The 18,878-nt window shown below is 66.3% G+C and carries 15 protein-coding genes and 1 pseudogene; 11 read left to right on the forward strand and 5 right to left on the reverse strand.

What is annotated here, in order from left to right; all coding sequences use genetic code 11:
• Positions 1–33 precede the first annotated feature (33 nt).
• A complete protein-coding gene (locus G4G71_RS16720; protein ID WP_169939166.1) occupies positions 34–1,242 on the reverse strand; it encodes a TolC family protein in 1,209 nt (402 codons plus the stop codon).
• A 440-nt stretch (positions 1,243–1,682) separates the two neighbouring features.
• Here G4G71_RS16720 and G4G71_RS16725 point away from each other — a divergent pair, with 440 nt between their 5' ends.
• Both G4G71_RS16725 and G4G71_RS16730 read left to right on the forward strand, forming a co-directional pair.
• On the forward strand, positions 1,683–2,357 hold the full coding sequence (locus G4G71_RS16725) for a heavy metal response regulator transcription factor (protein ID WP_054909263.1): 675 nt from the start codon (positions 1,683–1,685) through the stop codon (positions 2,355–2,357).
• Positions 2,354–3,739, forward strand: a complete 1,386-nt coding sequence (locus G4G71_RS16730) for a heavy metal sensor histidine kinase (protein ID WP_169939167.1) — start codon at positions 2,354–2,356, stop codon at positions 3,737–3,739. The genes G4G71_RS16725 and G4G71_RS16730 overlap by 4 nt, the downstream gene beginning before the upstream one ends.
• A 1-nt stretch (position 3,740) precedes the next feature.
• Here G4G71_RS16730 and G4G71_RS16735 read toward each other — a convergent pair whose 3' ends face one another.
• A complete protein-coding gene (locus G4G71_RS16735; RefSeq protein ID WP_169939168.1) occupies positions 3,741–4,076 on the reverse strand; it encodes a DUF2790 domain-containing protein in 336 nt (111 codons plus the stop codon).
• Between the two features lie 143 nt (positions 4,077–4,219).
• Between G4G71_RS16735 and G4G71_RS16740 the strand changes: the two genes are divergently transcribed.
• The 6 genes from G4G71_RS16740 to G4G71_RS16765 all read left to right on the forward strand — a co-directional run bounded on the left by G4G71_RS16740 (position 4,220) and on the right by G4G71_RS16765 (position 11,791).
• Entirely contained in the window at positions 4,220–4,564 is a 345-nt protein-coding gene (locus G4G71_RS16740; RefSeq protein WP_169939169.1) for a hypothetical protein, read from the forward strand.
• Positions 4,565–4,653: 89 nt separating this feature from the next.
• Positions 4,654–5,898, forward strand: a complete 1,245-nt coding sequence (locus G4G71_RS16745; protein WP_169939170.1) for a TolC family protein — start codon at positions 4,654–4,656, stop codon at positions 5,896–5,898.
• On the forward strand, positions 5,895–7,370 hold the full coding sequence (locus G4G71_RS16750) for an efflux RND transporter periplasmic adaptor subunit (protein ID WP_169939171.1): 1,476 nt from the start codon (positions 5,895–5,897) through the stop codon (positions 7,368–7,370). Before G4G71_RS16745 ends, G4G71_RS16750 begins: the two co-directional genes overlap by 4 nt.
• Positions 7,367–10,519: an efflux RND transporter permease subunit gene (locus G4G71_RS16755; RefSeq protein WP_169939172.1), complete on the forward strand. Its 3,153-nt coding sequence runs from the start codon at positions 7,367–7,369 to the stop codon at positions 10,517–10,519. Before G4G71_RS16750 ends, G4G71_RS16755 begins: the two co-directional genes overlap by 4 nt.
• On the forward strand, positions 10,516–10,857 hold the full coding sequence (locus tag G4G71_RS16760) for a copper-binding protein (RefSeq protein ID WP_169939173.1): 342 nt from the start codon (positions 10,516–10,518) through the stop codon (positions 10,855–10,857). Before G4G71_RS16755 ends, G4G71_RS16760 begins: the two co-directional genes overlap by 4 nt.
• Before the next feature lie 265 nt (positions 10,858–11,122).
• Positions 11,123–11,791 carry a TIGR04211 family SH3 domain-containing protein gene (locus G4G71_RS16765; RefSeq protein ID WP_169939174.1) on the forward strand — a complete coding sequence of 223 codons (669 nt, stop codon included), beginning with the start codon at positions 11,123–11,125 and terminating at the stop codon, positions 11,789–11,791.
• 4 nt (positions 11,792–11,795) lie between these two features.
• On the opposite strand, the gene G4G71_RS16770 is transcribed toward G4G71_RS16765, so the two are convergent.
• The 3 genes from G4G71_RS16770 to G4G71_RS16780 form a co-directional block, all read right to left on the reverse strand.
• Positions 11,796–12,242, reverse strand: coding sequence for a GNAT family N-acetyltransferase (locus G4G71_RS16770; protein ID WP_169939175.1), 447 nt, complete (start codon positions 12,240–12,242; stop codon positions 11,796–11,798).
• Between the two features lie 68 nt (positions 12,243–12,310).
• Positions 12,311–12,844 carry a DUF4124 domain-containing protein gene (locus tag G4G71_RS16775; protein ID WP_169939176.1) on the reverse strand — a complete coding sequence of 178 codons (534 nt, stop codon included), beginning with the start codon at positions 12,842–12,844 and terminating at the stop codon, positions 12,311–12,313.
• A gap of 214 nt (positions 12,845–13,058) precedes the next feature.
• Complete coding sequence (locus G4G71_RS16780) at positions 13,059–13,979, reverse strand: LysR family transcriptional regulator (protein WP_169939177.1); 921 nt, start codon at positions 13,977–13,979, stop codon at positions 13,059–13,061.
• Between the two features lie 322 nt (positions 13,980–14,301).
• Between G4G71_RS16780 and G4G71_RS16785 the strand changes: the two are divergent.
• The 3 genes and pseudogenes from G4G71_RS16785 to G4G71_RS16795 all read left to right on the forward strand — a co-directional run.
• Positions 14,302–16,669, forward strand: a pseudogene (locus tag G4G71_RS16785) (TonB-dependent receptor); the annotation flags it as partial.
• A gap of 57 nt (positions 16,670–16,726) precedes the next feature.
• Positions 16,727–17,632: a TauD/TfdA dioxygenase family protein gene (locus tag G4G71_RS16790; protein ID WP_169939179.1), complete on the forward strand. Its 906-nt coding sequence runs from the start codon at positions 16,727–16,729 to the stop codon at positions 17,630–17,632.
• Positions 17,633–17,835: 203 nt separating this feature from the next.
• Positions 17,836–18,726, forward strand: a complete 891-nt coding sequence (locus G4G71_RS16795; RefSeq protein ID WP_169939180.1) for a TauD/TfdA dioxygenase family protein — start codon at positions 17,836–17,838, stop codon at positions 18,724–18,726.
• Positions 18,727–18,878 lie beyond the last annotated feature (152 nt).

An 18,878-nucleotide genomic window follows, 5' to 3' on the forward strand; every position in this document is an offset into this window, starting at 1 on the left:
ACCAGCAGCAGGGCGAGCCAGGCGCGGCGAGCCTTAGCGGGCCGCGCCGACATCGCCGTAGACCCGTTCGATGCGGCCCCAGGCATCGCTGACCTGGGCCAGCGCGCGCAGGTACTGGTCGCGCGCGGTGATGAGGGTGCGTTGGGCGTCGAGTACTTCGAGGAAGCCGAACTTGCCCATCTCGAAACCGCGAGTGGCGCTTTCCACGGCGGTCTGGGCAGTGGGCAGGATGGTCTGGCGGAAGGCGTTCACCTCGCCCTGGGCGGTGCTCCACTGCTGCCAAGCCTGCTGGGTCTCCTGGCGCAGGCGCAGCTCGACGGCGTTGCGCAGGTCGCGAGCCTGGTCGGCCCGGCGCGACTCGGCGAGGATGTTGCCCTGGTTGCGGTCGAACAGCGGCAAGGGCAGGCTCAGGCCGATCGCCGCGATGCGGTCGCGGTTGCCGTCCTCGATGGCCTCCTGGCTGCCCAGGCTGACGTCGAGGTCGGGAATCCGCTGCGTCTTCGCTAAGCGCACGGCGGCTTCGCCTTCATCGATGCGACTCTGCGCCAGGCGCATTTCTGCGCTGTCGCCCAGACGGCGCAACAGCTCTTCGCTGGAGGGCAGGCCGGGCAGTGAACGGCCTGTCTCGCTGCGCACGCCGGTGAAGTCCGGCGAGGCAAGCCCCATCAGGCTGGCCAGCGCCTGGTTGGCGTCGGCGCGGTCGCGGCGGGCGCGATCCTGCTCCAGGCGCACTTCGGCCAGCTGTACCTGGGCGCGATCGGCCTCCAGGGGCGGAGCCTTGCCGGCGCGGACACGCCCGTCAGCCGCGGCCACTCCACGCCGCGCCAGATCGACGGACTGCAGTGCCAGCCGTTCACGTTCCTGGGCGCGCAAGGCCGTGAAGAAGGCTGCGATCACCTCACCGCGTAGCTGGTTGCGCCGGGCCTCCAGGCTCAGCGCAGCGACGGCCTGGCCGCGCTCTGCGAGTTCCACCCGCGCGCCCCGCTTGCCGCCCAGCTCCAGCGGCTGGCTGATGCCCACAGTGGTGGTGCGGTTGCGCGATTCGGTGCCTTCCTGCTCCCAGGACAGCGTCGGGTTGCGCAGCAGGCCGGCCTGCTCGCGCAAGCCCTGGGCGATGCCGATCTCACGGGCGCTGGCGGACAGTTCGGGATTGCCATTGGCCGCAGCCAGCAGTGCCTCCTCGATGCCGATCTCTCGGCTTTGCGTCCAGGCAGGCGACTGCCAGAGCAGCAAGGCGAGCAACCCCGCCCATGGAACGAACCCAGTACGTCTTGCAAACACGGCGAACCTCGCACAATGGAGTCAACTTCGACGGCATGCCGTCATTTCCATCGGCGAATCTAGGGGCGCCTCTCTAGCGACAAGGTGACTGGATAATTACAAACATGTAATTAGTCAGCCGGGGAGTTCTCGTTGTATGTATTTAAAAAGGCCTCGCACCTCTTCCAGGTAACTTCAGGAAACAATTCGCGAAATTCCCGGCAGCCCTGCATTCCCCAGAAAACCCTTCAAGAGCAGTCACCTGCAGAACTTCCCCGGTTTTCTGAATAACGCCGAATACAACACCGCCACGATTGACCCTGAAGTCGCTACAGCTTCTAGACTGCGCGCGCTTTACAGGGCTCGGCGAACTTTCCTGTGTCCCTGGCATTATTTCTCACGCAATTACCGAGTAACTATTCATGAAAATCCTGCTCATCGAGGACGACCACAAGACGGCCGATTATCTGCAACAGGGGCTGAGCGAAAGCGGCTATGTGGTCGACCGCGCCGATAACGGCGTCGATGGCCTGCACCTGGCCCGGCAGTGCGCCTACGACCTGGTCATCCTCGATGTGAACCTGCCGCAGATGGATGGCTGGGACGTACTCGCCAGCCTGCGCCAGCACAGCGATATCCGCGTGATGATGCTCACCGCCCGCGGGCGCCTCACCGAACGGGTGAAAGGCTTCGACCTGGGCGCCGACGACTACCTGCTCAAGCCCTTCGAGTTCCCCGAACTGCTCGCCCGCGTGCGCTCGCTGATGCGCCGCAGCGAACGCATCGACCAGCCCCAGGTGCTGGAGATCGGCGGGCTGGAGCTTGACCCCGGCCGCCACCGCGCCTACCGCGACAGCCGCCGGATAGACCTGACCAGCAAGGAGTTCGCCCTGCTGCACCTGCTGATGAGCCGCAGCGGCGAGGTACTCTCGCGCACACAGATCATCTCGCTGGTCTGGGACATGAATTTCGACTGCGATACCAACGTGGTGGAAGTCACCATCCGCCGCCTGCGGGCGAAGATCGACGACCCCTTCGCCGACAAGCTGATCCACACCCTGCGCGGGGTCGGCTACGTGCTGGAAGCGCGCGCATGAAGCCGGCCAGCCTGTCGCTGCGCATCGGCCTGTGGGTCGGCGTACTGGGTTCGGTGCTGATGGTCCTGTTGCTCACCCTGGCCTACCTCGCCCTCGACCACCAATTGGACCAGCGCGCCCACCGTGAGCTGGAAGACAAGCTCGGGCAGCTGCGTCACGCGCTGGACGCAGACCCCGGCCTGGCCGCCCTGCCCTTGCGCGGCCATGCCCTGCAGGACCAACTGATGGGCCACGACAACCTGAGCGCCGCGCTGCTCGACGAGCAACGCGGGCAGCCCGCGCTATTCAGCAGCGGGCCGACGGGCGACGCAGCGGCGCTCGATGAGTTCGCCGGCAGTGGCCGCGCCTTCGGCTGGACCTCGGAGGACGGTCGCCGCCTGCTGACCGAGCGGGGCCTGGTCCGCTTGCGCGACGGCAATACCCTGCGGGTGTTCCTGACCCTGGATCGGCGCGACGACGATGCCCTGCTCGGCGCCTTCCTGCGCTCGGCCTGGCTGGCGGTACCGCCGCTGCTGCTGCTCATCGCCCTGGGCGCACGCCTGGTGGCCAAGCGCGGCCTGCAACCCTTGCGGCAGTTCGGCCAGGTAGCCTCGCTGGTCACCACCCAGGACCTCAGCCACCGCATTCCCGTGCAGGACCTGCCACGGGAACTGGGCAAGGCCGCACGGGCGCTGAACCTGATGCTGCACCGGCTGGACGGCGGCGTGCAGCAGCTCACGCAGTTCTCCGACGACATCGCCCACGAGCTGCGCTCGCCCATCGGCAATCTGCTGGGCAAGGCGCAGGTGACGCTGTCGCGGCCGCGGGAAAAGGAAGAGTACGAAGCGGTGCTGGCCGCCAGTACCGAGGAGCTGGAACGGGTCGGCCGGATCGTCAGCGACATGCTGTTCCTCGCCCAGGTCAGCCACCCGCGCGCGCTGTTGCCGCAGGAGCCGGTGCAGCTGGAGGAGGAAGCGGCGAAGGTCGCCGAGCTGTTCGATTTCAGCGCCGAGGAAAGGTCGTTGCGCATCGCCATCGAGGGGCATGGGCAGGTCGTGGGCGACCGCCTGATGATCCAGCGCGCCATTTCCAACCTGCTCTCCAACGCCATCCGCCACACGCCCGAGGGCGAATGCATCAGCGTGCAGGTGCGGGACGATGGCGCAGCAGTGACGCTAGAGGTGCAGAACCCCGGAACGGGCATTGCCGCCGAGCACCTGCCGCACCTGTTCGAGCGCTTCTACCGGGTGGACAAGGGCCGCTCGCGAGCGCAGGGCGGCACGGGCCTGGGGCTGGCCATCGTGCGATCGATCATGGAGCTGCACCTGGGCGCGGCCAGCGCGCAGAGTTCGGAGGAAGGGCCGACGCGCTTCCTCCTGAAATTCCCCGCCTCGCCGGACTGAATCAGCGGGTAGCACGGCAGGCGACGCGCTCGGTGCGGTACTCGATGGCCTGCTCCTCGCCGAAAGAATCCTTGTAGCGCAGTTGCACCGGAACCACGCCGCAGTCGGTGCTCATCGGCGTCACCGCCACGACTTCGGCGATATCCAGGTTCATCCCGTAGGTGTACTGCTTCGCCTCGGCGATCTGTGTCGGCGACGGCGCGCCCTCGCGAGCCTGCATGGCTTGCTGGCGGGCCTGCTCCATGCGGGCGAAGGTGATGTCGCCGCCACCGTCGGCCAGCGCCAGGGAGGAAGTGCCCAGCAGGGCGGTGGTCAGGAGGAAGCGGGAGAGTTGCATGGCAGTCACCTCATGGGTGGTTGAAAGTGACTCCACCTTACGAGGCCGCCGCTAACGGGAAGCTGAGGCACGGATGACGATTCGGTTATCCAGCCGACACCGCCGTTGACCTTGCCCCAGGGGAAGGTTCTAAACTGCGCGGCATGATTCGTCGCCTGCGGCTCTTCATCATCCTGTTGCTCAGCCTTGCGCTTCCCCTCACCGGGATGGCGGGCTTCGAGGCGCCGGCCGAACCCTGCCCGATGCAGGAACAGGGCATGAGCCAGATGGCCGGCATGGACCAGGATTGCTGCCAGGACGCGGGCAAGATGACCCCGCACGGCAAGAAGGCCTGCAAGACCGGCCAGGAGTGCAAGACCAGCAGCCTGCTCCAGGTCAGCCTCCTGAGCGCCCCGCACCACCCTGTCGCACCGCAGACTCCATCCCGCTACAACCACCTCTTGCTCAGCCAGGCGCCCGCCGATCTCTGGCGACCTCCCTGCGCCTGATTCCTCTCCCGACCTGAACCCCGCCCGCGGCCCTGAAGGCTGCCGGGTGGCTTGCGCCCGTGCGCTGGTTTTCCAGAGGAATCCCCATCGTGACCCACGTCCGACTCCACTCGGGCTGGCTGCTGCTCGCGCTGCTGTCCAGCCTGCCCGCCCAGGGTGCGTCCCTGTCGCTGGACGACGCCCTGTTGCTGGCCGAACGCAACGCCCCTTCCCTGCTCGCCGAGAGCGAAAAAGTCGCGGCGGCCAAAAACGCCGCCATTCCGGCCGGGGAATTGCCCGACCCCAAGCTCAACCTCGGCCTGCAGAACATCCCCATCGAGGGGCAGGAGCGCTGGACCACCCAGCGCGACAACATGAGCATGCAGATGGTCGGCCTGATGCAGGAGGTGCCCAATCGCGACAAGCGCAGGGCCCGCATCGAGACCGCCCAGGCCGCTGTCGAACGCGCCGACGCCGAAGCCGGCGTGGAGCGCCTGAAGGTCCACAACGCCCTCGCGCAGGCCTGGATCGCGGCCTACACGCTGCAACGCAAGCTGGCGATGTTCGATGATTTCTACCGCGAAAACCGGCTGCTTGACGCGAGCGTCCGCGCTCGCCTGGCCAGTGGCGGCGCCAGCACCGTGGACGCGGTGCTGCCGCGCCAGGAAGCCGCGCTGCTGGATGAACGCAAGGACGATCTGCTGAGCCAGCAGGCCCGGGCCCGCGCGACGCTCAAGCGCTGGATCGGCCAGGACGCGCCGCAGACACTCAGCGGAGACTTCCCGCGCTGGTCGATCGAAGCCCCCCACTACCTGCAGGCGCTGCACCAGCACCCGGAGCTCGCCGCCTACGGGCCGATGACCCGCGAGGCCGAAGCGCTGGTCCGCGAAGCCGTAGCGGAGAAGAAGCCGGACTGGAGCTGGGAGGTGGACTACCAGCGCCGTGGCCGCGAATTCGGCGACATGATGACACTGCAGGTCAGCTTCGACCTGCCGCTGTTCAGCGGTACCCGCCAGGACCCGAAGATCGCCGCCCGCCGTGCGCAGGTTCGCCAGCTGGATGCCGAGCGCGAGGCCCAGGCCCGCGAGCATGAGCAACAACTGGAGGAGGGCCTGGCCGAGTACCGGCGCCTGCAGCGCGCCGTCGAACGCAGCAGCGGCACGCTGGTGCCGCTGGCCGAGGAGAAGGCAAGCCTGGCCACCGCCGGCTATCGCGCTGGCAAGCTCCAGCTCGACGAGGTGCTCGGTGCGCGCCAGCAACTGATCGAGGCGCGGCTCCGGCAGCTCGACCTGCTGGGCTCCCTGGCGCAGGTCGCGGCACGCCTCTATTTCACCTACGAGGAGGCACACGCATGAGTCGGCTTCCCGTGAAGACATCCACACTGCTGCTCCTCGCACTGGCCACGGGCGCTGCTGGCGGCTACTGGTTCGCCCAGTGGCCACCGGCCCCGGTGCCAGAAACCGGCGGTGCAGCCTCGCAGCGCAAAGCGCTCTACTGGTACGACCCGATGGTCCCGCAGCAGCGCTTCGATGCTCCGGGCAAGTCGCCGTTCATGGACATGCAACTGGTGCCCCGTTACGCCGACGATGACAGCACCAGCGGTCCGCCGGCGGTCCACCTCGAACCGGGCATCCAGCAGAACCTCGGCGTGCGCCTGGCCTCGGTCAGCCGCGGCAGGCTCGATCGAAAGCTGCAGGTCACCGGCCTGCTGACCTTCAATGACCGCGACGTGGCGGTGCTCCAGGCGCGTGCCGGCGGCTTCGTCGAACGCACCTACGCCCTGGCGCCCGGTGACGTGGTAAAGGCCGGGGCGCCGGTGGCCGACATCCTGGTGCCGGAGTGGGCCGGACTGCAGGAGGAATACCTTGCCCTGCAGGCCATGCCGGACCAAAGCTTGCGCGAAGCGGCGCGGCAGCGCCTGCTGCTGGCGGGGATGCCGCCCGCGCTGGTCGCCCAGGTCGCGCGCAGTGGTCGGGCGCGCCCGGTGATCACGCTCGGTTCGCCCATCTCCGGGGTGATCCGCGAGCTGGATGTACGCACCGGCATGGCCCTGCCCGCCGGGGCACCGCTGGCGCGGATCAACGGCCTCGGACAGGTCTGGCTGGAAGCGGCGGTACCGGAGACTCAGGCCGCTGGCCTGAAGATCGGCCAGCCGGTCACCGCTCGCCTGCCGGCATTCCCGGATCGTCCGGTGACGGGCACCCTGGCCAGCATCCTGCCGGAGAACGACCAGCAGAGCCGCACCCTGCGCCTGCGCATCGAACTGCCCAACCCGGATGGCCAACTGCGCCCGGGGATGACCGTGGAGGTCAGCCTCGATCTCGCTGGCGAGTCCGACGTCCTGCAGATTCCCAGCGAAGCAGTGATTCGCACCGGCAAGCGCAACCTGGTGATGCTCGCCGAGGACCAGGGTCGCTTCCGCCCGGTTGAGGTGCGCCTCGGGCAGGAGAACGCCGGCCTGGTGGCTGTGCTCCAGGGCCTGGAGGAAGGTCAGCGGGTGGTTGCTTCCGGGCAGTTCCTGATCGATTCGGAAGCCAGCCTGAAAGGCATCGAAGCCCGCACGGAAGACGTGCCCGTCACAAAGGCAAACGCGCCCGCGCTGCATGAAGCCGAAGGCAGGATCGTGGCCATCGACGCCCAGGGGATGACGATCAGCCACGGCCCCTTCAACACCCTGGGCATGCCTGGCATGACCATGACCTTCCCCCTGGCCCGAGCCGGGCTGGCGGACGGGCTGAAGGTCGGCGAGCGCATCCGCTTCGAAGTCAGCCAGGGCGATGCCGGGCTGGTGATCGAACAGGTGAGCCGGCAGGAGGCGCAGCCATGATCGCGAAGCTGATCCGCTGGTCGGTGGCCAATCGCCTGCTGGTGCTGCTGGCCACCCTGTTCATCGTCGCCTGGGGCCTCTGGTCGCTGCGCAGCACGCCGATCGACGCGCTGCCGGACCTCTCCGACGTCCAGGTGATCATCCGCACCAGCTATCCGGGGCAAGCGCCGCAGATCGTTGAAAACCAGGTCACCTACCCGTTGGCGACCACGATGCTGTCGGTGCCGGGAGCGAAGACCGTGCGCGGTTTTTCCTCCTTCGGCGACAGCTTCGTCTATGTACTGTTCGACGACGGCACCGACCTCTACTGGGCCCGCTCGCGGGTGCTGGAATACCTGAATCAGGTGCAGTCGCGCCTGCCACCCACGGCGAAGCCGGCGCTTGGGCCGGACGCCACCGGGGTCGGCTGGATCTACCAGTACGCCCTGGTGGACCGTACGGGGCGGCATGACCTGGCCCAGCTGCGAGGGCTGCAGGACTGGTTCCTGAAGTACGAGCTGAAGACAGTGCCGGACGTGGCCGAAGTCGCCACAGTGGGCGGCATGGTCAAGCAGTACCAGGTGCTGCTCGACCCGGTTCGGCTGGCCAGCCTGGGCATTACCCAGGGCCAGGTGATCGAGGCCATCGGCAAGGCCAACCAGGAAACCGGCGGTGGTGTGCTGGAGCTGGGCGAGGCGGAATTCATGGTACGCGCCTCGGGCTACCTGAAGAGCCTGGCCGACTTTCGTGCCATCCCGTTGCGCCTGTCCGGCAATGGCAGCCCGGTCACCCTGGGCGACGTCGCGAGTGTCCAGCTCGGCCCGGAAATGCGCCGCGGCATCGGCGAGCTGGACGGTGAAGGCGAAGCCGTGGGCGGAGTGATCGTCCTGCGCAGCGGCAAGAACGCCCGCGAAGCCATCACGCGGGTGAAGGACAGGCTGGAGGAACTGAAGAAGAGCCTGCCCGAAGGCGTGGAGATCGTCACCACCTATGACCGCAGCCAACTGATCGACCGCGCAGTGAGCAACCTCAGCCACAAGCTGATCGAGGAATTCCTCGTGGTAGCGCTGGTGTGCGCCGCCTTCCTCTGGCATCTGCGCTCGTCACTGGTGGCCATCGTGTCGTTGCCGGTAGGCGTGCTGATCGCGCTGATCGTCATGCGTCACCAGGGGATCAACGCCAACATCATGTCGCTTGGCGGTATCGCCATCGCCATCGGTGCGATGGTCGACGCGGCGGTGGTGATGATCGAGAACGCGCACAAGCGCGTCGAGGCCTGGCACCGGCAGCACCCCGGCGTCCCTCTGGTCGGCGAGCAGCACTGGAAGGTCATGACCGAGGCCGCCGTGGAAGTGGGGCCGGCGCTGTTCTTCAGCCTGCTGATCATCACCCTGTCGTTCATTCCGGTGTTCACCCTGCAAGCCCAGGAGGGCCGATTGTTCGGCCCGCTGGCCTTCACCAAGACCTACGCCATGGCCGGCGCCGCCGGGCTGTCGGTGACACTGGTGCCGGTACTGATGGGCTACTGGATTCGCGGGCGGCTGCCACCGGAGCAGCGCAACCCGCTCAATCGCTGGCTGATCCGCCTCTACCAGCCGGCCCTGGATGCGGTACTGCGCCGGCCGCGGAGCACGCTGGCAGTGGCGGCGCTGGTGTTCCTCTCCGGGCTCTGGCCGCTGTCCCACCTGGGCGGCGAGTTTCTCCCGCCGCTGGACGAAGGCGACCTGCTGTACATGCCCTCGGCCCTGCCTGGCCTCTCCGCGCAGAAGGCTTCGGAGTTGCTGCAGAGCACCGACCGCCTGATCCGCAGCGTGCCGGAAGTCGCCAGCGTTTTCGGCAAGGCCGGGCGCGCCGAATCCGCTACCGATCCGGCGCCACTGGAGATGTTCGAAACCACCATCCGCTTCAAGCCCAGGGACCAGTGGCGACCCGGCATGACCAGCGAAAAGCTGGTGGAGGAACTGGACCGCGTGGTGAAGGTGCCGGGCCTGACCAACATCTGGATCCCGCCGATCCGCAACCGTATCGACATGCTCGCCACCGGCATCAAGAGCCCCATCGGGGTGAAGATCGCCGGCACCGACCTGGCCGAGATCGACCGTGCGACCCAGGCGGTGGAGCGGGTGGCGAAGACGGTGCCGGGCGTCAGCTCGGCGCTGGCCGAACGCCTGACCGGCGGGCGCTACATCGACGTCGACATCGACCGCCAGGCGGCGGCGCGCTATGGCATGAACATCGCCGACGTGCAGGCCATAGTCGCTAGCGCCATCGGCGGCGAGAACATCGGTGAAACGGTGGAAGGGCTGGCCCGCTATCCGATCAATGTGCGCTACCCGCGCGAATGGCGCGACTCGGTGGAGGCCCTGCGCCAATTGCCGATCTACACCGCACAGGGCGGCCAGATCACCCTCGGCAGCGTGGCACGGATAGGCATCAGCGAGGGGCCGCCGATGCTCAAGAGCGAGAACGCCCGGCTTTCCGGCTGGGTGTATGTCGACGTCCGCGGCCGTGACCTGGCCTCGGTCGTGGCGGACCTGCGTCACGCAGTGGAGCGCGAGGTGAGGCTCGCTCCGGGCATGAGCCTGGGCTACTCCGGACAGTTCGAGTACCTGGAACGCGCCAACGCCCGCCTCAAGCTGGTCGTCCCGGCGACCCTGGCGATCATCTTCGTGCTGCTCTACCTGACGTTCGGGCGCATCGACGAGGCCCTGCTGATCATGGCGACCCTGCCCTTCGCGCTCACCGGTGGCGTATGGCTGCTGTACCTGATGGGTTTCAACCTGTCGGTGGCCACGGGTGTCGGCTTCATCGCCCTAGCCGGCGTGGCGGCGGAGTTCGGCGTGATCATGCTGGTCTACCTGAAGAACGCCTGGGCCGAGCATCCCCTGGCCAACCAGCCGTCCTCGCTGCTGGCGGCGATCCGCGAGGGCGCAGTCCAGCGGGTACGTCCCAAGGCCATGACCGTGGCGGTGATCGTCGCCGGCCTGCTGCCGATCCTCTGGAGCAGCGGCACCGGCAGCGAGGTCATGAGTCGCATCGCCGTGCCCATGGTCGGCGGCATGATCACCGCGCCCCTGCTTTCCCTGTTCGTCATTCCCGCCGCCTACTGGCTGATGCGCAGTCGTCAGCTCCCGGCAGCCAGCCAAACCCAACCTGGAGACATCCCATGAAAACCCCGTTGATCACCCTGGGCGCCCTGCTGCTCGCCCTGTCTCATTCCGCCCTGGCCGAAGACTACGCTGGCATGAAGATGGACGGCATGAACATGGACAGCGCCCAGCAGACGCCCATCGCGAGCGCCGAGGGCAGCGTTCGCGCCATCGACGCCGAGCGCCACCTCGTCACCCTCGCCCATGGCCCGGTGGCGGCGCTGCACTGGCCACCGATGACCATGGCCTTCAAGGCCTCCGCTGCACAACTCGAGGGCCTGAAGGTGGGCGACAAGGTGGCCTTCGAGTTCCGCAACGCCAGTGATGGCGCCACCCTGGTCAACATCCGCAAGCCTTGAAGCCAGCCCCATGGACGCCTCGCCATCACGGCGAAGCGCCCATGGGCGGCCTGGGCCTTCGCATTTTCCACCACTCATCCGTGCAAATTCCTACCGGTGAACTCTCGGCGTCCGTCGACTGTCTGTGTGCTGTCGGCCCACCGGGTGGGATTCCTGGCCATTGGCCACCCGGCTGGTTCTGAACCCTTCGATTCAAATAAAACGCCCGGCCGACGTTTTCGCTCCCGCAAGGCGGGTTTCGTTTCAAGTCATGTGAAGATTGCCCATGTCCCTATCGCGTCGTTTCCCTGCACGAGTTTCTCCCCTCCAGACCCGCGCCCTCGGCGCCTGCCTGTTTGCCGGCCTGCTGGCAGCCGGCGCCCCGGCCCAGGCCGAGGAGCCCACCAGCAGTGCGCGCTGGGTGAACGACAGCCTGAGCACCTACGTGCGCAGCGGCCCCACTGATGGCTACCGCATCGTTGGCACCCTGACCTCCGGGCAGAAGGTCCAACTGGTCAGCACCTCCGGTGACTACAGCCAGGTACGCAGCGACAGCGGCAACAACGTGTGGATCGCCAGCAAGGACCTGCAGGAAAAGCCCGGCCAGGCCGAACGCCTGCCGGCGCTGGAGCAGAAGGTCACCGAACTGACCACCCAGTTGCAGACCATCGATGACAGCTGGAAAAACCGTGTCCAGGGCATGCAGGAAACCCTGGACGCGCGCAAGAAGCTCATCGACGAACTGCAGGCCGCACGCACCGCGCTGGATAGCGAGCTGAACGAAGCCCGCTCGCAATTGCGCGATGCCCAGGCGCAACTGGGCGACGAGAACAAGCAGGTGCTGATGCGCTACATGGCCTACGGCGGCAGCATCGCCGGCGCCGGCCTGCTCGCCGGGCTGATCCTGCCGACCATGCTGCGCGTGCGGCGCAAGCGCAGTACCGAGTGGGTCTGACGCCTCAGTCGATCAGCAATTCGTACTGCCGATAGCCCAGGGCGTCGCTGCCCCGTGGCTGGAACCCGGCGCGCTCATACAGGCGCCGCGCCGGGTTGTCGGGGCGCACACTGAGCTTGAGTCGCGTGTAGCCTTCCTGCCGGGCATCCTCGATGTAGCGCTGCAACAACGCTGCACCTACGCCCCGGCCCCGCCACTCCATGCTGACGCCCAGGGTGCAAAGTTCCGCGATGCCATCTTCCGGCATCCACAGGCTATAGCCCACGCTTTCGCCGGCGTGCTCGGCAATGGTCAGATGCTCGAAGTGATCGAGCCAGCGCGCCAGATGCTGGTCGAAGCCTTCCCGCCAGCGCGCCTCATGGGCGGGCTCCCATTGACGGATATAGGCCTCTTCACCGCGCTGGACGTAGGGGACATCGGTGATCCGGGCGGGGCGGAGCGTAAGGGTCATTGCGGGCGTCCTTGTCCGGTTAGCTGCCAAGATTGAAGCTAACGGCTACCCGAGGCCAATGCCGAGAGTCACTTCGTCGACGAAGGCAGCGATGCATCCAGTTGCTCACGTGCCTGGGTCTCGAAATTTTCCAACTTGCGTACCGCTTCCGCTCGGGCCTCCAGCAGTTGCCCGATACGCCTGTCGTAATCCGCCTTCACATTGATCATCTCCGTGACGATGGTGTTTTCCCAGATCGCCCCAGCCAGGTTGTTGTTGGCGCGACTACGTTCGTAGCGCAACCAACTGAGCCGCTCATCGCACTTCTCGCGCAAATCCTCGATGGTCTCATCGACCTCCCGTATGAGATTTCTCATCCGGGTCACCTGACTGACGTACTGCATCTGCAGCGTCGAGTTGACGACAGAGCGGTTGGCCTGTTTCTGCTGGGCGACGTCTTCCTCGCTCGGCTGCCAGGCATTGGGGATGACCTGAATATCATCGGTGCCACAAGGGGTCTGGGCAAAGACCGGCCGACCTTCCACGGTGCACTTGTAAATCTCGGCCTGCGCGGTATTGAAACCCAGCGCGGCCAGCAGGACCACGACGAATGGGAAGCGCATGATGCAATGCTCCTGACCACTCCATTGGTATGCCTGAGAACAGGACCCTTGGGATTGCCATCAGATTGACATGCACTGTTGCAGCAAGTTTTCCGGCGCTCTGTAAAGGTTCGGTAAATCCTCGCCAGGCCTGTCCGTTGGGAGTCAAACCGGTCTCGAAAGCCAAACGGACTGAACCAGCGCCAGGAGAGCCAGGCTTACGGCGGAGCCCGCCTCACGCCACCGCGCTCTCCACCCCAGCGTCCAGGTCCACCAGCAATTCGATCATTGCCCGCGCCGCTGCCGAGAGGCGGTCGCCGCTGCGGGTGACGATCCCGCAACGGGCCTGGAGGATGTCGACGTTGTTGGGCAGGTTGCGGAAGTGCAGGCGCACCAGTTCGCCGCGCGCCATGGGTTCGCTCAGCGCTTCCTCCACGGCGATGCCGATGGCGTCGGTCTGGCTGACGATGCGCACCAGCGAGGCCATGTCCTCGCACTGCACATTGGTGGTGATGTCGATCTTGCCGCTGAGGTTGGCGAGCATCTTCCGCGCGCTGGGTGGGATCAGCGTGGCGGCCAGCGGGTAGGCGAACATGTCGTTGGTGGAGAGACTTTCCTTGGCCAGCAGCGGATGCCCGTTGCGGCAGAAGAACAGGCCGCTGCGAGGCTTCAGGGCGCGCGTCTGGAAGTTCGGGTCGGCTTCGAAATGGCGGATATCGGCGACGAAGAACTCGATCTCCTCGCGGCTCAGGCTGCGCGCCAGGCGCTCCCAGTTGTCCACGCCGAACTGGATGTGGATGCGCGGGTAGCGCTGGACGAAGCGCGACACCGCGTCGGACACCAGCTTCTGCGCCGGGGCCGGGCCACTGCCGAAACGCAACTCTCCCGAATCCAGCTTGTTCAGTCTCGCGACCGCATGGCTCAGGTTGTTCGCGCCCTGCACCAGGCTCAGTGCGTGCTGCAGCACCACCTGGCCTTCCGGAGTCGGCCGCAAGTCCTTGCTGCCACGGTCCACCAGGCGGCAGCCCAGCTCCTGCTCCAGGCCCTGGATGCTGCGGCTGAACGCCGGCTGGGTAATGCCCATGGCGTCGGCCGCGCGAACGAAGCTGCGGTGTTCGTTGAGGGCGATGAAGTAGCGGAGTTGGCGCAGATCCATGATGCATTTCCGGCATTGAAAATAGTGGGCAAAGGCATTTGCCGCTCGTTATGCGCTGGTTTTAAATGCAAGCTCTTATTCCGTCAATGAAGAATAAAACAAACATCTATTCTTTTATGAACTAAGAATATAGCTCAGACCAGGAGTCGCCCGATGCCAGCCTTGCCCCTCCTTTCCTCGCGAATGTGTCAGCCGCGCTGTCGCTGACAGCAAACGCCGCAGACCCCATAGAGAAAACGTCGCTCGCCACTTTCGTGTGGTGCGGCCCCCTTTTGCCCGCGATCGGCGCGGACAGACAAGGACACAGCATGATTTCGAGACATTCGCCCTTCCCCTTCGCCCCGCGCCGGCTGCGCGCTCCGGACTACGCAGTGGTCCTGCTGCTGGCACTGGGCGGCGCCCTGCCGGTGCTCGCCGAGGAAAGCGAGGACAGCACGACTGCCGCTCAAACCGATAAGGCCGTAAGCGCCGCGCCGGCCAAGGCCGATGCCACCCTGGGCAAGGTCACCGTCACCGCCCGCCGTCGCGAGGAGGATTCGCAGAAGGTCCCCACGCCGATCACCGTAGTCGGCGGCGAAACCCTGGAAACCCAGCGCGTCTACAAGGTGCAGGACCTGCAGCAGATCCTGCCCAGCGTGAACGTCGCCTTCATCCACGCGCGGCAGTCGAGCATCGCCGTGCGCGGCATCGGCAACAACCCGGCCAGCGACGGCCTGGAAGGCAGCGCCGGGGTCTACCTGGACAACGTCTACCTGGGCCGCCCAGGCATGGCGGTGTTCGACCTGCTGGATATCGAGCAGCTGGAACTGCTGCGCGGACCGCAGGGCACACTGTTCGGCAAGAACACCACGGCCGGCGTGCTGAACATCAGCACCCGCGCACCGACCTTCAGCCCCGAGCGCAGCGTCGAGGTCTCCGGTGGCCAGGACGGCTACTTCCAGGGCAAGGGCACCGTCTCCGGCGCGCTGACCGACACCCTGGCCGGGCGCGTGTCCGCCTACCGCACCCGCGACGACGGCTACATCAAGAACGTCCATGACGACAACTACCTGAACGGCGGCGAGCGCCAGGGCATCCGCGGGCAATTGCTGTTCAAACCCAACGAGGACTTCGACCTGCGCTGGATCAACGACTACAACGAGGAGGATTCGAGCAACGGCAGCATGGTGGTCTATGGCGCCGCCGACCGCTTCTGGCAGCGCGCCGCCACAGTAGGCGCTTCTCCGATCCGCGATCCGGACCGGCACAAGGTCAACATCAACAGCCGCCAGCACGTCAGCGTGCACCAGGGCGGCAGCTCGGTGGAGGCCAACTGGAACCTCAACGGCGGCTACAAGCTGACCTCCATCAGCGCCTATCGCTACTGGCACTTCACCCCGGCCAACGACGAGCAACTCAACGTCTCGGCGATCAACAACACCGGCGTGGAAGTCCACGACCGCCAGTTCTCCCAGGAAATCCGCCTGGCCTCGCCCACCGGCGGCTTCTTCGACTACGTGCTGGGCGCCTATGCGTTCAACCAGAACCTGGGCAACAAGACCTTCACCGACTACGGCCCGCTGGCCGACCCGTACCTGCTGGGGGCGAACCTCAACGCCCTGAACAACACCTACTCCAAAGCCAACGGCAAGATCGAGACCGACAGCTTTGCGCTGTTCGCCCAGGGCACCTGGCACCTCACCGACAAGCTGGACTTCACCGCCGGCCTGCGCGGCACCTACGAGGAGAAGGACGCCAAGGTCGAGCGCTTCGCTCCGGTCGGTGGGGCGCCGGTCAGTGGCATCGGCGCAGTGGTCCGCAACAACCAACTGGGCGCCTACGACTCGGGAGACCTCAGTCTCTACAGCTTCGCGCCCTCGGCCCTGCTGAGCCTGAGCTACCAGTTCACCGATGACCTGCTCGGTTATGCCTCGCTGTCCCACGGCGAGAAGTCCGGCGGCGTGAACCTGGCCGTGGCCAGTGCGCCAACGGCCGGCGCCGACTCCCTGCTGGTCGGCCCGGAGCGCGCCAACGACGCCGAACTGGGGATCAAGACGACCCTGTTCGACAACCGCCTGCAACTCAACACCAACATCTTCTGGACCGGCATCCACGGCTACCAGGCGACCACGCTGTACCAGCCACCGGGCTCAACCCAGCTGGTCTCGGTGCTCTCCAACGCCGGCAGCGTGCGCTCGCGCGGCCTGGAATTCGAGGCCACTGCACTGCCCATTCGCGGCCTGACGCTGAACTTCAACGGCTCCTACAACGACGTCACCTACCTGTCGTTCAAGGACGCCCCGTGCCCGGCGGAAATCTCCACCCAGCCCGGTGCGCCCGCCACTTGCGACCTCACGGGGCAACGCGTGGTCGGCGCCTCGAAATGGATCGCCAACCTCAATGGCGAATACGCCTGGAACCTCGACGACGGCATCCGCCCCTACGTGACCGGCAGCTACTCCTACCGCTCCGAGGCCGAGGGCACGCTGGACAACTCCGACCTCTCGAAGATCGACGGCTACGGCCTGGCGAACTTCTCCGTCGGCCTGCGCAAGGACCTCGGCGACGGCCAACTGGACGCTTCCGTCTGGCTGAAGAACGCCTTTGAAAAGGACTACTACCTGGCCGCCTTCGCCAGCATCAACGGCTCCTACACCGCCTCGGTGGGGCAGCCGCGGACCCTGGGCGCGTCGGTCCGTTACGACTTCTGATCCCCATCCGCCGCGCTCCCGGGCGCGGCGCTATTGCCACAGCAAGAGGACGATGAGATGAGCACTGCAGCACAAGCCATTCAGCAAGACCTGGTACACCTGGACATCCACCCGGTAGCCGGCCGCATCGGCGCGGAAATTCGCGGCGTGACGCTTTCCGGCGATCTCGACGCCGCCACCATCGAGGCCATCCAGGCTGCGCTGGTGCAGCACAAGGTGATCTTCTTCCGTGGCCAGACCCAGCTCGACGACCAGGGCCAGGAAGCCTTCGCCAAGCTGCTCGGCGAGCCGGTGGCGCACCCCACCGTGCCGGTGCAGGAAGGCACCCATTACCTGCTGGAGCTGGACGGCGCCCAGGGCCGCCGCGCCAACTCCTGGCATACCGACGTGACCTTCGTCGACGCCTATCCCAAGGCCTCGATCCTGCGCAACGTGGTCGCACCAGAGTCCGGCGGCGACACCGTCTGGGCCAATACCGCCACCGCCTACGACGACCTGACGCCGGAGCTGAAGGCACTGGCCGACTCGCTCTGGGCCGTGCACAGCAACGAATACGACTACGCCAGCGTGCGCCCGAACGTCGACCCGGCGCGCCTGGAGGAATACCGCAAGGTGTTCACCTCCACCGTCTACGAGACCGAGCACCCGGTGGTGCGCGTACACCCCATCAGCGGCGAGAAGACGCTGCTGCTCGGGCACTTCGTCAAGCGCTTGAAGGGTCTGTCGCAGCACGACTCGGCGCACCTGTTCGCCGTACTGCAGAGTCACGTCACCCGCCTGGAGAACACCGTGCGCTGGCGCTGGCAGCCGGGCGACGTGGCCATCTGGGACAACCGCGCGACCCAGCACTACGCCGTCGACGACTACGGCACCCAGCCGCGCATCGTGCGCCGCGTGACGCTCAACGGCGAAGTGCCGGTGGGCATCGACGGGCAGCGCAGCCGGACGATCAAGAAGGTTTGAACCTTAACGCCAAAATCTGAAAGCCCCTCTCCCTAACCCTCTCCCTGAAGGGAGAGGGGACTGGGTAGGCGTGAAGTGCAGTCATGATTTCCTCCTGACACCGAAGTGCCAGGAGAACCCAACAGGCACGCCTCATTCGAATACTCCCTCTCCCTTCAGGGAGAGGGTTGGGGAGAGGGAATCCCCTACTCAGGACCATACCGATGACCCAATCCAACGCTCTCCAACAACCCACCCCCGAACCCTTCGCCATCGTCCCCCTCGACGCCCCGCTGGGCGCCGAAGTGCGCGGCCTCGACGCCCGCGAACCGCTCACCCCTGAGCAGATCCTGGCAATCAAGCAGGCCCACCGCGAACACCACATCCTGATCTTCAAGAACCAGGACCTGGACGACCAGCAGTACCTGCGCTTCGCCACCCTGTTCGGCGCGGTGTTCCAGCCGCCGTCGGATATCCCGGTGCTGTCCTCCGGTGCCGACGGCAAGGCCCCGGACATCGTCAAGGTGGCCAACACCGAGGACGGCGAGCTGGGCAACTTCGCCCTGCCGGCCCACGTCGACCACCAGTGGACGCCGGTGCCCTCTTCCGGCTCCTTCCTCTACGCGCTGGAGGTGCCCAGGACTGGCGGCGAAACCCAGTTCACCAACCTCGCCCGCGCCTACGAGACACTGGATGAAGCAACTCGCGCCGAGATCGACCCGCTGCGCCTGATCAACTACAACCCGTTCATCCGCCTGAAGAGCGGCGGCTACAACGGCACCTTCGTGCGCTACCGCACCCCGGATATCGAACCGATCCAGGGCACCGAGCATCCACTGGTGCGCACCCACCCGGAAAACGGCAAGCGCGTGCTGTTCCTTTCCGTGCACACCGAGGTGGAAATCCCCGGTGCCGATCCCGTGCAAGGAGCCGCGCTGGTGGAGAAGCTGCGCGAACACCTGCAGAAACCCGAGCTGATCTACAGCCACAAATGGTCGGTGGGCGACATCGTCTGGTGGGACAACCAGGCCGTGCTGCATGGTCGCAACGCCTTCCCGGCCAGCGAGAAGCGTCGTTTGAAGCGCATCAGCCTGTCCGGTAGCCGGCCGTTCTGAGGTTATGTCCGCCCTATGGGGCGGAAATCTCCGCGCGAGGGCTTTTGACCCTGTAGGAGCGAGCTTGCTCGCGAACGGATTACCCGGGCGCTCTGGCGTCAGGTGGTTCGCGAGCAAGGACTGGGCGTCCCCCTCGCTCCTACAAAAGGTCG

Origin of the sequence: Pseudomonas multiresinivorans (assembly GCF_012971725.1) — a bacterium.
Classification (GTDB): domain Bacteria; phylum Pseudomonadota; class Gammaproteobacteria; order Pseudomonadales; family Pseudomonadaceae; genus Pseudomonas; species Pseudomonas multiresinivorans.